A 15,974-nucleotide genomic window follows, 5' to 3' on the forward strand; every position below is an offset into this window, starting at 1 on the left:
AATTATGATTTCTACAAATTTAAAATAATATTTAATAAATGTTAACGAAAAATAAAAGAAAGTTTAAAAATTATTAACGATTCTTAATTAATAACCATCCGGAGTATGAAACCGGTAATTTTGTGTCAGGTTCATTCCATTTTAATAAATACCAGTATGTGCCTGTTGATAAGGGTCTGCCATTAATTTTTCCGTCCCAGATATAATTTTTATCAGATGATCTGTATACGGGAGCTCCGTAACGATCTACGACTTCGATTGAAACATTTTGTTTAATTCTTAAGTCGGAATAATCCAGTACGTCGTTAAGTCCGTCTCCGTTCGGAGTAATCGCATTGATAAGATTTAACACTAAAAATTCTTTAATAACCGGAGAGCATCCGTCTTTACTTAAAACATAAACAGTGTGCATTCCTCTGGAAAGACCTGTAAAAATATTAGATGTCTGATAGTCTATTCCGTTTAATGAATATTGATATGGAGGAGTTCCTCCGGTAACGGTAATGGTAGCATTATATCCGGAAACTTCAATTTTAGAAATAACAGGAGATTCAGCAGTTGTGATCTTCACATACTGTCTGTACACGCATCCGTTAAATCCAAGATCTACATAATAATTTCCCGCTCCCGCAATGATAGATTGTGTAGTGGCTCCGGTACTCCAGGAATAGGAAGTAAATCCTGAACCTGCATCTAATGTTGTTGTATCGTTAAGACATACTACTTTATCGGCAAGTCGGGTAGATTTTTTTGGTGTTTTTAAATTAATTGTTAAAACGCCGGTACTCGGACATTCTGTAGCGGAAGTAAATCTGATGTAGAAAGTATTGCTAAGAGCAGAAATATTCTGGTTCGGTGAAATAGCATTGGTTCCCGCCTGTGCATTAGCCAATGTAGAGTAGAACGTAAGACTTACTCCTGCATTCGCTGTAAAAAGATTTTTATAATCATTTAAATTTACCGTTTCAGAGCCGCTGATATCACTATCACAAACATCTGTTGTAGCATTTCCTGTAATTAAGGTAATTCTGTTTCCTATGGTAAAGTTAATCTGACCAAAGACAGCAGGGCAGCTTCCGGTAAGCGCGTCTACTCTCACATAAACAGTTGTGTTGGCTGTATAGGTCCAGTTTGCAGGAAGTGTATTATTATTACCTGCATTGGCATCAGCCTGAAGTAAATAATATCTTACATTGAAATTTGCAGAATTGGTGACAATAACAGAAGTGATGCTTGGGAAATTTACATTCACGATGCCATCAAAATTATCATCACAAAGCGTTGCGTTATAATTGCCTGTATTGATGTTTGGAGAAGGAGTGGTCGTTAAAGTAATCTGTGCTACTTTTTTACACCCGTAAGAAGATGTTACGTTTGCATAAATCGTTCCAGCCGGTCCTGAATAATTTCCGGGTGCTGCAATTGGAGTTCCTGTTAATGCTGCATTAGTAAAATACTGTACCGTAGTTCCCGAATCTGGTGTTACATTAGCTGAGGTTAAGTTAAACGTTCCATTTCCGTTGGAATCTGCGCATGAAGTTAATGATGCGTTTGTTGTCTGCAAAACATCTGTATTGATGATAATTTTAAAATATTCAAAGCTTGCAGGACTTCCGTTTCCTTCTATATAGTAAATGAAACTATCTGTTGTATCTGCTGTAAGTCCTGCATTGGGAGTATAGGTAATTTGCCCCGTTGCAGAATTAACGGTTGCTGTTCCGGAAATGGGAGCTAAAATAATGCTTGTATTACCCGGAACAATGGTCTGTGTAGAATTTGTGAATACAGGTGTAATCACTTTTGTATTGCATGAACCAATGTTATACGTTGTCGTTGTGATCGGAGGACACAATGTATAGGAATAGGCATCAGTAAGCAAAGAACCACAATTGTTTTTAGAAACCATACAGGTGTAGTTTCCTGCGCCGTATAATTCAGGATTGACGGAATATGAAGTGGCTCCCGGAATAGGATTTCCATTCAGATACCATTGATAATTATCGTACGTGTTATCTACCTGAAGCAAAATTCCGAGATAGCAATCTCCGGTTTTTGAAATTACAGGTACAGAAGAAAACCCTGCAAAATAACCTCCGTAACCTACTGCGCCGCTTCCTGCTGCAATTCCTGCTGTTACGGATTTGGTAGAGTTTACGGTAATGGTACCAGTAATATTAGGAACAGTATAGGTTACCCAGTTAGGATTTCCGTTTACAGGATAAGGTCCGTTAGCTGTAGCAATCGGATTTCCGTTTAAAGTTACGGTTGCTCCGGTTTGGGTGATAATATTGAGGCGGGTATTAAAAGTCTGGCTTCCGATTTGATTGATAAATCCTATTTCATCTACTTTGTTGGGCATAAAGCAACTCAAAGGCGGGATGAAATTCATTCCTCCTGTAGCGTATTCATTTCCTCCGGTTGTAGAAGAAACTCCCGCTAATAACTGATAAACATAGATGTTATTATTGGCAGAAATGCTCATGTTATAATTATCTCCGGTTCCGTGCTGTATATAATTATTACTTGGAACCATGTAATATTGTCCCTCATTCAGTGTAATTCCTGTAGCAATACCATTAATTGTAATCTGGGTGTTGTTTTGTGTGGCTACAATCAATGCGGTTTCCATTTCGGAAAGTATGGTTCCGTTTCCTTTTACCACAACAAATTCTTTTCCCAGTCTGTCTGTAGGAGCTGCCTGATCCATAAGGATATCGTTGTTGGTGAAATTTAAATTGGTATAAATTCCGTTAAAATTTCCGTTGGTAACGGAAATCGGTTTCGAAGATTGTATTTTCGCCCCGATTAACCCATCAAGATTCACTGCCGAATCTGTACTTAAAGCATCTACGATATAGGATTCTCCTTTATTTAAGGTAAATGTTTTTGTGGGGCTTGAGGAGCCATCTGAGAAAACAACATTGGGATTATATCCTGATATTACAACATTAGTATTGTCTTCTGTAGCAGTAACTCCTATAGTAGAGTTGACATAAGTTGCAGCACCGGTAATAGGTGCCATTCCTACATAAAATGTCTTCCCAAGACCTGCTAAACCTTTAGAGGTAATAATTTCAGCATGACTTGGAACCGAAAATCTGTAATTGGCGAAGAATTTTTTTGTTCCTTTCAGGTAAACTCCCATTGAATTTGGGCTAAATAAATCCGACGGATTAGTAGTAATTAAAAAACTGTTTGGAATATTTACCTGAGCGGGATTTCCTTTACTAACCTGCACTGTTGTATAGAGAGCATTGCTATTATAAATCTGTACACTGAAAGGAGTGGTTTCATTGGTGGATAAATATAAATATCCCTGAAGATTCCCTGTGCCAGACTTTGAAGCCATTGGAGCAAACCAATGATCGGTATCAAGCTGTGCATTGAATAATAAACAAAGAAATGTACAAATGGTTAGTAAAAGTTTTTTCATATTTCTCAATAAGGGATGCAAATGTAAGTATTAAAAGTCAATTTTTTACATAAAATTTAATTAGTAATTTCTATAATTGCTAATATTGTTGAATATTTAATATTTTTTTAATAATTGAGAATATACTGTAATGTTAATAAAAAATCCTGATGAATTAAAATCATCAGGATTAATATTTTTTGGTGAATTAAAAAGTTATTCTCTGTTTTTTATCAAAATCCATCCGGAATAGGAAACTGGAAGTTTTGTATCGGGTTCAATCCATTTTAAAATATACCAGTAAGTTCCTGTCGGAAGAGGTCGCCCTCCTGATTTTCCGTCCCAGATATAGCTTTTATCTGTAGATTTATAAACAGCAGCTCCATATCTGTCAGAAATTTCAATCGACACGTTTTGTTTTATTTTCAGATCAGAATAATTGAGAACATCATTGATGCCGTCTCCGTTCGGGGTAATTGCATTGATAATATTTACAATTAAAAACTCCTTAACCACAGGTGAACAGCCATCTTTTCCAAGTACATAAACGGTATGAATTCCTCTTGAAAGACCGATAAATGTATTGGAAGTCTGATAATCTATTCCGTTTAACGAGTACTGATAAGGAGGTGTTCCGCCTGTAACATTTACTGTTGCATTAGAAGCCGTTACGTTGATGCTGGTAATTGTCGGAGCATGCGAAGTCGTTACATTAACAAACTGACGGTAAACACAGCCGTTAAAACCTAAATCTACATAATACGTTCCCGCACCAGCAAGAATGGTCTGAGTAGTTGCTCCCGTACTCCATGTATATGAACTGAATTCCGCACCCGGATCCAATACCACTTTTTCTGTGGAACAAACCACTTTGTCAGTAAGCTGACTGGATTTTTTAGGCGATTTAAGCGTTACATTAATAACTCCTGTATTCGGACATTCAGTTCCGCTTACAAATCTTACATAGAACGTTTTTGGTGAAGTAATTGTCTGATTTGCAGGAATTGTGTTAGTGCCATTCTGAGCATCCGCTAAAGTGCCATGAAAAGTTAAAGTAATGGCAGGATTAGTGGTAAATAAATTTTTATAGTCATTAAGATTTGCATTTTCAGAACCGTTAAGATCATTATCGCAAACATCCATATTCACGACGTTGGTAAGCAACGTAATTTTATTTCCGATTTTAAAATTAATCTGTCCGAAAGCCGGAGGACAGCTTCCTCCCGCTGTATCTACTCTTACATAAACGGTTGTATTTGCTGTATACGTCCAGTTTACAGGCAGAGTGTTACCATTTCCGGCATTTGCATCTGCCTGATTCAAATAATATCTTACCGTAAAATTCCCAGCATTGGTAACAATCTGAGGGGTTACGGTTGAAAAATTCACGTTAACGATTCCGTCAAAATTATCATCACAAAGACTGGCGTTATAATTTGCCGTATTGATATTTGGCGATGGAGTGGTTGTTAAAGTGATCTGTGCCTGTCTGGAACATCCATTCGCAGAAGTGATATTTGCATAAATAATTCCCGCCAGTCCTGAATAATTCGCCGGGTTTGCAATCTGTCCGGTTAAATTAGAATTGGTAAAATAAGTTACTGTAACTCCCGGATCAGAAGAAACGTTAGCTGAAGTTAAATTGAAAGTTCCGTTTCCGTTGTTTCCGGCACAAGATGTTAAAGTCGCGTTATTCGTGTTGGGTAAAGAATTTACCGTTAAAGTGATCTGAGCAGTTTTCGAACATCCGTTGGCAGAAGTCACATTCGCATAAATAATTCCTGATGGACCTGAATAGGTTGCAGGATTAGTTATTTGTCCTGTCAGATTAGAATTCGTAAAATACGTCACCGTAATTCCCGGATCAGAAGAAACGTTGGATGAAGTTAAATTGAACATTCCGTTTCCTCCTGTTCCCGTACATGAAGCCAGAGATACATTATTAACATTCGGTAAAGCATTTAAAGTTAATGTAATCTGAGCGGTTTTTGAACAACCGTACTGTGAAGTCACATTGGCATAAACAGTTCCTGCCGGTCCGGAATACGTCGCAGGATTGGTAATCTGTCCGGTTAAATTTGAATTGGTAAAATAGGTTACCGTCACTCCCGGATCAGAAGAAACGTTAGCTGTGGTTAAATTATAAATTCCGTTTCCGTTGGTTCCTGCGCACGAAGATAAAGTAGCATTCGTAACAGTAGGCAAAGGATTTACCGTTAAAATAATCTGAGCTGCTTTTGAACAGCCTGCTGCAGAAGTTACATTGGCATAAATAATTCCTGAAGTCCCCGAATAATTCGCAGGATTGGTAATCTGTCCTGTTAAATTAGAATTGGTAAAATAGGTTACTGTAATTCCCGGATCAGAAGAAACGCTGGCTGAAGTTAAATTAAACGTTCCGTTTCCATTGGTTCCTGCGCAAGATGCTAAAGTCGCGTTATTCGTGTTGGGTAAAGAATTTAATGTTAAAGTGATCTGAGCGGTTTTAGAACATCCGTTTGCGGAAGTTACATTCGCATAAATAATTCCTGCCGGACCTGAATAGGTTGCAGGATTCGTAATCTGCCCCGTCAGATTAGAATTCGTAAAATACGTTACCGTAACTCCCGGATCAGAAGAAACGTTGGCTGAAGTTAAATTGAATATTCCGTTTCCACCTGTTCCCGTACATGAAGCCAGAGAAACATTATTAACATTCGGTAAAGCATTTAAAGTTAATGTAATCTGAGCGGTTTTTGAACAGCCATACTGTGAAGTCACATTGGCATAAACAGTTCCTGCCGGTCCGGAATACGTCGCAGGATTGGTAATCTGTCCGGTTAAATTTGAATTGGTAAAATAGGTTACCGTCACTCCCGGATCAGAAGAAACGTTAGCTGTGGTTAAATTATAAATTCCGTTTCCGTTGGTTCCTGCACAGGATGCTAAAGAACCGTTGTTTACTTGTAAAACATTTGTATTAATAATGATTTTAAAATATTCAAAATCGAAAGGATTTCCATTCCCCTGAACATAACATATAAAATTATCGGTAGTGTTCGTTGCAGAAGGATTGGGGGTATAAGTAATTTGTCCTGTTGTTGGATTTACCGTAGCAGTTCCCGATGTTGGCGGTGAAATGATACTGGTAAGCGATGGAACGATAGTCTGTGTAGAATTCGTAAACGCCGGAGTAATCACTTTTGTGTTACAAGACCCGATATTGTAGGTTGTTGTAGAAATCGGAGGACATAAAGTATAGCTGTAAACTCCTGTTAATCTGGTTTCACAGTTGTTTTTTGTAATTAAACAGGTATAATCTCCGGCTCCGTACAATTCTGGATTGATTGAGAAAGAAGTGGCTCCCGAAATTGGATTTCCGTTTAAAAACCATTGATAAGTGTCGTAATTGTTATCAACCTGTAAAAAAATTCCTGCGTAGCAGTCGCCGGTTTTTGTAATCGCTGGAACAGATGAAAACCCTGCAAAATACCCCCCGTAACCTACTGCACCGTTTCCGGCTGCAATTCCTGCCGTAACAGGAAGGGTGGAATTTACTGTGACATTTCCGTTAACGCCCTGAAGAGAATACGTTACCCAACCCGGATTTCCTGTTACAGGATAAGGTCCGCTGATCGCGCCGATGGCACTTCCGTTAAACGTTACATTGGCTCCTGCCTGGGTAATGATATTAAGTTTGGTATCAAAAGAATTGCTTCCTATTTTATTGATAAAGCCGATTTCGTTAATTTCTTTAGGTAAAAAACAGCTTAAAGGAGGGATGAAATTCATTCCGCCGGTTGCATATACCGTACTTCCTGAAGTTCCTGCAAGAAGTTGGTAAACATAGACATTATTATTGGCAGAAATACTCATGTTGTAATGTCCGTTCCCCTGATTGATATAGCTGGTTCCCTGAACAATGTAATATTGTCCTGCATTCAGTGTAACACTTCCTAAAAGGTTTCCGTTTACTGTAAGTTTGGTGTTGTTTTCAGTAGCGATTACTAAAGCAGCTTCCATTCCGGAATTGGCAGGTCCGTTTCCTTTTACCAAGGCAAATGTTTTTCCTAATCTTTCCACAGGAACAGCCTGATCCATCAGAATATCCACATTGCTGTTGTTTTGTGTGGTGTAGATACTGTTGAAGTTACCGTTGGTTACCGAAATAGGTTTGTTGGCAGTAATTTTTGCGCCTACTAATCCTGTTAAATTGCTTGAGGACAAATCACTCTGAGCTTCAATAATATATGATTTCCCTTTATTGATGGTAAAAGTTCTTGTGGGCGATGAAGTACCGTCGGAGAAAATAACGTTCGGATTGTAGCCGGATAAGGTAACGGTTGTATTGTCTTCCGTCGCAATAAATCCAATGGTTGAATTAACGTAAGGTTTTGCGGTTGTATTCGGGGCAACGCCTACGAAAAAGTTTTTCCCGATTCCTGCCAAACCTTTGGAAGTGATAATTTCTGCCTGATTGGGAACTGCAAATCTGAAATTGGCGAAGAATTTTTTAGGACCTTTTACCTGTAATCCCATTGATCTCTGTGTAAAAAGATTGGATAGAGTAGAGGCAATCATATAATTACTCGGGATTGTAACTTGTACCGGATTGTTTTTACTCACCTGAACGGTAGAAAACACCGTATTGTTGTTGTAAATCTGAACCGAAAACGGAGTCGTTTCATTGGTGGATAAATACAGATAGCATTCCGGAGTACCCTGAAGCGAACTTGCCGACATTGGCGCAAACCAGTGTTCTGTATCCAATTGAGCATTGAGAATTAAATAAAAAAAAGAGCAAAAGATTAGTAGAAATTTTTTCATGTCTAATAATAAGGGCTGCAAATCTAAGCATTAATAATCAATTTTTTATGATGATTTTTATCCAAATAACTCCATTTGATGTAAATTTTAAATATTTAATAATGGGTTAATATTTAGACGGTTTTGTTATTTTTAAGCACAAAAAATCCCGGTGAAAAAATCACCGGGATCAATATTTTTAAATCTTAAAAAGATTATAGGCTGATTCTGATAAATCCTGTTACTTTAAGATCTGCATTTACAGACTTCACATAGTCAGCAACTGACATAGAGCTGTCTTTGATGAAATCTTGGTGTACCAAAGTGTTGTCTTTGTAGAATCTCTGCATTTTACCTTTAAGAATATTATCGATAATGTTTGCAGGTTTTCCTTCTTCTACAAGTTTGTGTCTTTCGATTTCCAATTCTTTATCGATTGTTTCCTGAGAAACAGAAGTTTCGTCTAGAGCAATTGGGTTCATCGCAGCAGCCTGCATAGAAACAGATTTTGCAACTTCGTCTGCTCCGTCTACTTTTGCAGAAAGAGAAGTGATGGCAGCGATTTTGTTTCCAGCGTGGATGTAAGCTCCTAAATAAGGACCTGTAATTCTTTCGAATGCACCGATCTCGATTTTTTCACCGATAACACCTGTTTGCTCGATTAATTTTTCAGCAACAGTAATTCCGTGGAAATCTGTAGCCAATAATTCTTCTTTAGAAGCAGCAAAAATTGCCATTTCAGCCAATTCATAAGCTAGCTCGATGAAAGCTTCGTTTTTACCTACGAAGTCAGTCTCACAGTTTAAAGAGATAATAGCACCTAACGTGTTATCTTCGTTTACTCTAGCGATTACTGCACCTTCAGTAGACTCTCTGTCAGCTCTGTTAGCAGCAACTTTCTGTCCTTTTTTTCTAAGGATATCTACCGCTTTTTCGAAATCTCCTTCAGCTTCAACTAAAGCTTTTTTGCAGTCCATCATACCTGCACCTGTTTGGTTTCTCAATTTTGCTACGTCTGCAGCAGCTGGTGTATAAGACATAATATCTATTATTTTTTTTATTTAAGATTAGTATTAATTTTTAGCTTAATTTTAAAGCGATGCAAAGATAATGATTTTAATGATAAACTAAAAAATGACTTTTTGCGTTATTTGTATATTTAATAAATTTTTAAATGCTTACTTAATGAAAAAAATATTTCTCCTCATATTTTTATGCATTTTCACTCTCGGGTTTTCGCAAAAAAAGAAAAAAGCGAAATCCAAAGGCATCGTGGAAAAGGAAACCGCCATCATTTATACAGAAAATGATGCGGAAACCACTGCGGAAGCAAGAGTGATTGCAGGATTCCTGAAACAAAATCCCGGACATGCCAAAACAGATTATTTCAAAAGAAAACTGATTGCCATCATCACGGCAGGAAATTCTCCTGAAGCCAAGCCAACCATTAAACCCTTAAGTGAAGATAAAATAAAACAGATGGTTTTGGATAACAACAGCCTGAATAATTCTAAAACCATTGCTGCCAATGCTTCCAAAGCGGAAAGAACGGTAAACTACGCGAGTGTTGCCGGATCGGCTAAAAAATCTTCCGGAGCAAGTGAACAGAATAAAAAGACAGCAGCCATGCTAACCCATCTTTTTAATAATGATCCGATGGATAAGGAAGCGTATATCAATATTAAAAACAGGTCTAAATGTAATCTGATTGTAAAGATCAACGGGAAAAAATATTATAATTTGGATGTTCCGGCAAACGGACAAAACTTTTTATTGGTAGAAAAAGGGGAATATATTTTAACCACAATGGTTTGTGATGCCAAATATTCGTCCCTGAAAAAGATTAATAAAGATATTGAGATTGAGCTGAATCTGAGTGAATAATTGAATAGAGAAAAGAGCTAAAAAAACCGGTTAAGAAATTTTCTTAACCGGTTTTATATTTTATCCTTTAAATTGCCCCATCGCAATGAATTTCTCCTGTCTCTGGGTTTCAAGTTCTTTTCCAGTGAATTTTGAAAAAGCTTTGATGTTCTGCAATATTGAATTTTTAAGGTTCAGATACGTTGTTTCCGGATCGTAATGCGCTCCGCCAAGAGGTTCTTCCACAATTCCGTCGATGAATTTTTCTCTTAAAGCATCTTTCGGAGTCAGGTTCAGAGCGTTTGCCGCATCTTCTTTATGATCCCAGTTTCTCCAAAGGATAGATGAACAGCTTTCCGGTGCAATTACCGTATACCAAGTGTTTTCCAACATATATACTTTGTTTCCTACACCAATTCCCAAAGCTCCGCCACTCGCTCCTTCACCAATAATGTAGGTGAAAATAGGAGTTTTAAGCATCGTCATTTCGAAAATGTTTCTTGCAATTGCTTCTCCCTGTCCTCTTTCTTCCGCTTCAAGACCAGGATAAGCTCCCGGTGTATCTACCAAAGTAATTACAGGAATTCTGAATTTTTCTGCAAGCTTCATCAGTCTTAAAGCTTTTCTGTATCCTTCAGGATTCGGCATTCCGAATCTTCTGTGCTGTCTTTCTTTTGTAGTTCTTCCTTTCTGAGTTCCGATGATCATTACTTTCTGACCGTCCAGGGTTGCTAAACCACCGATCATGGCAGGATCATCTGCGAAATTTCTGTCTCCGTGAAGTTCTAAGAAACTGCCTTTATCCACCATTCCGTGGATATAGTCCAGTGTGTAAGGACGATCCGGATGACGGGAAAGTTGTACTCTTTGCCAAGGGGTAAGATTTCCATAGATTTCTTTTTTCTTTTCTATGATTTTATCCTCGATCTGGCTACATGCTAATTTTACATCAACACCACTTTCTTCTCCTACTAAAGAACAGGTTTGGTATTGGTCCATTAATTCTTTTATAGGAAGTTCGAAACTTAAATATTCCATTCTTGAAGTAAATTAAATCTTTCAAATTTATGAAAAATTATCAAAATCTATTTAAAATTATTGATAGCATTGTTTATTCTGGAGATAGTCTCCTCTTTTCCAATAAGTTCCATGATATCCGGAACGTCTGGTCCTTTCAGTTCTCCAACCAACGATAAACGTAAAGGCATCATCACTTTACCCATCCCCAGACCTTTATTTTCGGCGAAATCATGAACCGTCTGCTTAAGATTTTCAGCATTAAAATCAGCCCCTTCAAGATTTGAAGCCAATTCCCCTAAAATTGCCGAAGTTTCATCATTCCAGGCTTTTTTGGATGCTTTTTCGTCATAAGAAATGGGGGCTTCGAAGAAAAACTTTCCGTTTTCGTAGATGTCTTTCGGGAAAGTAGCTCTTTCCTTCATCAGCTTAATCACTTTTAACAGTTTGTCGTCTGACAATGTTAAATTTAAATCTGAATTTTTAAGAATATTCAATAATTCATCATCCGAAGTTTTCTGGATGTACTGATGATTGAACCATTCTGCTTTTTCCTTGCTGAATCTTGCTCCGGCTTTATGAACTTTGTTCAGATCAAATTCTTTTGCCATTTCATCCAGAGATAAAATTTCTTTATCGTCTGCAGGAGACCAGCCCAAAAGTGCAACCATATTGATGAATGCTTCAGGCAGATATCCGCTTTCTCTGTATCCTTTGGAAACATTTCCTGTTGCAGGATCTTTAAAATTCAAAGGAAATACAGGGAACCCGAATTTATCGCCGTCTCTTTTGCTTAGTTTTCCTTTTCCTTCAGGCTTCAAAATCAAAGAAAGATGGGCAAACTGAGGCGCTTCCCAACCCATTGCTTCATATAATAAAGTGTGTAGTCCTAAAGAAGGCAGCCATTCTTCACCACGGATAACGTGAGAAATTTCCATTTCGTGGTCATCGATGATATTGGCGAAATGATAAGTCGGCATTCCATCGTTTTTTACAAGAACTTTATCGTCTAAAGTATTGGTATTCACGGAAGAATTTCCTCTGATGATGTCTACAAGATTTAATGTTCTGTCGATCGGCATTTTGAATCTCACGACATACGGCGTTTTTTCATCCAGCAATTTCTGAACTTCCTCTTCAGAAAGTGCAATACTGTTTCTCAAACGGTTTCTTGATTTATTGTCATAAGAAAAAACTTCGCCTCTTGCTTCATATTCAGCACGGATCGCGTCCAGTTCTTCAGCGGTATCAAAAGCAATGTAAGCATAATCTGTTTTTAAGATCTGCTCTGTATATTTATCGTAAATATCTCTTCTTTCAGATTGTCTGTACGGAGCGAATTTTCCTCCCTTTTTCGGGCTTTCATCGGCAATAATTCCGCACCATTCAAGGGCTTCTTCAATGTATTCTTCTGCTCCTTCAACGTATCTTGCGGTATCTGTATCTTCAATTCTCAATACAAATTCACCTCCCTGATTTTTAGCAAAAAGATAATCGTATAATGCGGTTCTTACGCCTCCTAAATGTAAAGGTCCCGTAGGACTTGGAGCAAAACGTACTCTTACTTTGTCCATTTTAAATAAAAATTTTTGCAAATTTACTTAAACTAATATAAAAAGGTACATTTATTTGCGATAAAGTAATTTAATTGCTTATCTTTAATTCATCAGAATACTTAATTTTAACGCAAAGTCCGCGAAGTTTTCTTTTACTACTAACTTTTTTAAGTTCGCAAAGGCGTTTCACTCAGCAAAGAACTCAAAAGTTTTTCAATGATGGCAATTTCGGATAACCATATTTAATAATGTATTTGAATGATTTAATTTTCGGATAATAAAAATCATTCAAAATAATTTACTTTTCGAAAAATAACAGATATAATGCTGTATTTTTGTGGAGTTTTAAATTCACCATGGCACAAGTTAAAAAACAGAATAAGTTATCTTTTTATATTCAGGGATTTGCAAGAGGATTATTTCCAGTAAAATCTTTCGAAAAAAAGATTGATGATCTCTATAAAACCGTTTCCAAAGAACAGCTTACAACAGTTGAAAGAAGAGTAGACTACTACAACAAAATTTCATCGGAAACCCAAGTAAATCATTCCGGAACTACAATCGCAGATCTTTTGAAGCCTAAAACTCCGAAAGCCTACTATTTTGATACTTATGAGTATGCAAGATATTTTCCAAAGGATTTAAAGATTGATTTTGCATTTGGTGATGTCAATACCATCCTTGATTTTCCCAAAATAACGAAAAGCCGCCCTATTCACGGAAATAATGAAAACAATATTTTACTGAATCTGGACAAAGCAAGACATTTCGTATCTGTAAAGGACAGTCTGAATTTTTCTGAAAAGAAAAATATCATGATTGGCAGAGCGGCAGTTCATCAGGAGCACCGAAAAAGATTTTATGAAAAGTATTTTAACAATCCGCTTTGTGATCTGGGACAGGTAAACAAAAACGGAAACAAGGAGTGGATAAAACCTAAGATTTCGATCGGGGAGCATTTAAAAAGTAAATTTATTTTAAGCCTTGAAGGAAATGATGTTGCCACGAATTTAAAATGGATCATGTCTTCTAATTCTATTGCCGTTTCGCCGCCTTTAAAGATGGAAACATGGTATATGGAAGGAACTTTAAAACCAGATGTACATTTTATCGGGATTGATGAGAATTATGAAAATCTTGAGGAAAAGCTTCAGTATTACATCGATCATGAAAATGAAGCTCTGGAAATAATCAGAAATGCCAAAGAATACAGAGCGCAGTTTAATGATAAAAATGTTGAAAATTTAATATCACTTTTGGTATTGAAAAAATATTTTAACTACATTCGCTAAAAATTATTAGACAGATATGCTAGAAATCGGAGAAAGACCTTGGGGAAAATATTATGTTTTAGCGGATGAGCCACATTATAAGCTGAAAAGAATAGAAGTAAATCCGGGGCAGAAATTATCTTACCAGTATCATCATAAAAGACAGGAACAGTGGACGATTATTGAAGGTAATGCGACCATCGTTCTGGATGATAAGGAGATCAGTTTATCTTACGGTGAAAGTATTTTTATACCTCTTGGTGCGAAACACAGAATAATGAATCTTTCGGATAAGCCGGTCGTTTTTATTGAAGTACAGACCGGAACGTATTTCGGAGAGGACGATATTGTGAGGCTTGAGGATGAATATGACAGGAATTAAGAATAAAGAATCCGTCTCACAACTTGAGGCGGATTTTTCTTGGTTATTATTTTAAATTTTTGTACATTTATACCTGACAATCAGATATTTGCATATGAATTTCAAATATTATAACCAAAATCAGACTGTGTTATTTCCGTATAGTTTTGAGGAGTTGATTCCCAATAATCATCCTGTTCGGATTGTCAATGATATTTTGGAGAGGATCAATATAGCCCCTCTTCTAAAAGCCTACAGCAAAGAGGGAAATCCCAGCTATCATCCCGTGATGATGCTCAAGGTGATGGTTTTTGCCTATATGAACAACATTTATTCCTCTCGGAAAATCGAAAAAGCACTTCGCGAAAACATCAACTTCATGTGGCTCTCCAATATGAGCATCGTGGATCATAATACCGTGAACAGATTTCGGGCTCACAAGCTTGAAGCGGCTTTTAAAGATATTTTCTCGCAAGTGGTTTTGCTTCTTGCCGAAGAAGGTTGGGTAAGTTTGAGACAGGTTTTTGTGGACGGAACGAAAATCGAAGCACAGGCAAACCGCTACACTTTTGTTTGGGCAAATGCCATTAAAACCAATAAAGAAAAGATGCTTCGGCAGCTGGAGGAACTCTGGAAATATTCCCAAAGCGTGGCAAGGGAAGAGGACAAAGACCCTGAACCACCGGAGTTTAAAGAAATCAGCAAAGAAAAAATTCAGCAAACGGTAGAAAATATCAATGCCAAATTGAAAGGCAGCAACGGTAAAACCGATTCCGACAAGAAAGCCAAAGCCAAGCTGAATTACATTAAAAACAATTTTGAGAAAAATCTCGGTAAATACGAAGTTCAGGAAGCGGTTTTGGCAGAGAGGAATTCCTATAGCAAGACTGATGAAGACGCCACTTTTATGAGAATGAAGGATGACCATATGAACGGACAGCTCAAACCTGCTTATAATGCGCAGATTTCTACCGAAAATCAGTTTATTGTAAATTACACAATTCATCAAGAGACCAACGACTTCAATACTCTGGAGCATCATTTAGAAAATTTCAAAAAACTGTATGGAGAAAAAAGATGGGCTAAATTAGAAGAACTCACTGCCGATGCGGGTTACGGAAGCGAGCAGAACTATGAATTACTGGAACAAAACCAAATCACTCCGTTTGTAAAGTACAACACCTTCGATAAAGAGCAGGATGCCCATTATCAGGCAAAACACAAAACATTCAGCAAAGGAAATCTGCATTATAATAAGGAAGAAGATTTTTATGTTTGTCCGATGGGACAAAAAATGGAGAAAACTCACGAAAGCACCCGGAAAACCAAGACCGGTTACCCTCAAAGACTCTCGCATTATCAAGCAAAAAATTGTGATGGATGCCCAATTAGAGGCGTTTGCCACAGTTCGAAAGAAAACCGGAGCATTGAGCGAAACCATCATCTGGAGGATTACAAAGAAAAAATCCGGGAACTTTTAAAAAGCGAAGAAGGCATTAAAAAACGCAAACAACGTTCGGTTGAAGTAGAACCTGTGTTTGCCCACCTCAAACATTGCAATAATTTTAAGCGATTCACACTTAAAGGACTGAAAAAAGTAGAATTGGAGTTCGGATTACACGCTTTAGCCCATAATTTAACGTGAACTCGACGCTAAAATATTGAATTATATTTAGTTTTCCTTGCCATCTATGCATTTATCCAGTTCG

The 15,974-nt window shown here is 37.3% G+C and carries 9 protein-coding genes; 4 read left to right on the top strand and 5 right to left on the bottom strand.

What is annotated here, in order from left to right:
- Positions 1 to 73: 73 nt before the first annotated feature.
- The 3 genes from H6W52_RS18325 to tsf form a co-directional block, all read right to left on the bottom strand.
- Positions 74 to 3,433: a T9SS type B sorting domain-containing protein gene (locus H6W52_RS18325; RefSeq protein ID WP_116100135.1), complete on the bottom strand. Its 3,360-nt coding sequence runs from the start codon at positions 3,431 to 3,433 to the stop codon at positions 74 to 76.
- 195 nt (positions 3,434 to 3,628) lie between these two features.
- Complete coding sequence (locus H6W52_RS18330) at positions 3,629 to 8,161, bottom strand: gliding motility-associated C-terminal domain-containing protein (protein ID WP_185216883.1); 4,533 nt, start codon at positions 8,159 to 8,161, stop codon at positions 3,629 to 3,631.
- 251 nt (positions 8,162 to 8,412) lie between these two features.
- Positions 8,413 to 9,237: a translation elongation factor Ts gene (tsf, locus tag H6W52_RS18335; protein WP_116100114.1), complete on the bottom strand. Its 825-nt coding sequence runs from the start codon at positions 9,235 to 9,237 to the stop codon at positions 8,413 to 8,415.
- A 145-nt stretch (positions 9,238 to 9,382) separates the two neighbouring features.
- Here tsf and H6W52_RS18340 point away from each other — a divergent pair, with 145 nt between their 5' ends.
- Positions 9,383 to 10,081, top strand: coding sequence for a DUF6759 domain-containing protein (locus H6W52_RS18340; RefSeq protein ID WP_116100115.1), 699 nt, complete (start codon positions 9,383 to 9,385; stop codon positions 10,079 to 10,081).
- Positions 10,082 to 10,141: 60 nt separating this feature from the next.
- On the opposite strand, the gene H6W52_RS18345 is transcribed toward H6W52_RS18340, so the two are convergent.
- Together H6W52_RS18345 and gltX are read right to left on the bottom strand one after the other, a co-directional pair.
- Entirely contained in the window at positions 10,142 to 11,098 is a 957-nt protein-coding gene (locus tag H6W52_RS18345; RefSeq protein WP_076390571.1) for an acetyl-CoA carboxylase carboxyltransferase subunit alpha, read from the bottom strand.
- Positions 11,099 to 11,145: 47 nt separating this feature from the next.
- A complete protein-coding gene (gene gltX / locus H6W52_RS18350) occupies positions 11,146 to 12,651 on the bottom strand; it encodes a glutamate--tRNA ligase (protein WP_116100116.1) in 1,506 nt (501 codons plus the stop codon).
- A gap of 338 nt (positions 12,652 to 12,989) precedes the next feature.
- Here gltX and H6W52_RS18355 point away from each other — a divergent pair, with 338 nt between their 5' ends.
- From H6W52_RS18355 to H6W52_RS18365, 3 genes are all read left to right on the top strand, one after another.
- Positions 12,990 to 13,925, top strand: a complete 936-nt coding sequence (locus H6W52_RS18355; protein ID WP_116100117.1) for a glycosyl transferase family 90 — start codon at positions 12,990 to 12,992, stop codon at positions 13,923 to 13,925.
- Between the two features lie 16 nt (positions 13,926 to 13,941).
- The gene (locus H6W52_RS18360) at positions 13,942 to 14,286 is read left to right on the top strand and encodes a phosphomannose isomerase type II C-terminal cupin domain (RefSeq protein WP_076390574.1); all 345 of its coding nucleotides are present in this window, start codon (positions 13,942 to 13,944) and stop codon (positions 14,284 to 14,286) included.
- A gap of 94 nt (positions 14,287 to 14,380) precedes the next feature.
- The gene (locus tag H6W52_RS18365; protein ID WP_194304410.1) at positions 14,381 to 15,910 is read left to right on the top strand and encodes an IS1182 family transposase; all 1,530 of its coding nucleotides are present in this window, start codon (positions 14,381 to 14,383) and stop codon (positions 15,908 to 15,910) included.
- The last annotated feature ends 64 nt before the right edge of the window (positions 15,911 to 15,974 follow it).

The sequence above is a fragment of the Chryseobacterium sp. C2(2020) genome, assembly GCF_014218915.1.
Lineage (GTDB): Bacteria > Bacteroidota > Bacteroidia > Flavobacteriales > Weeksellaceae > Chryseobacterium > Chryseobacterium mucoviscidosis.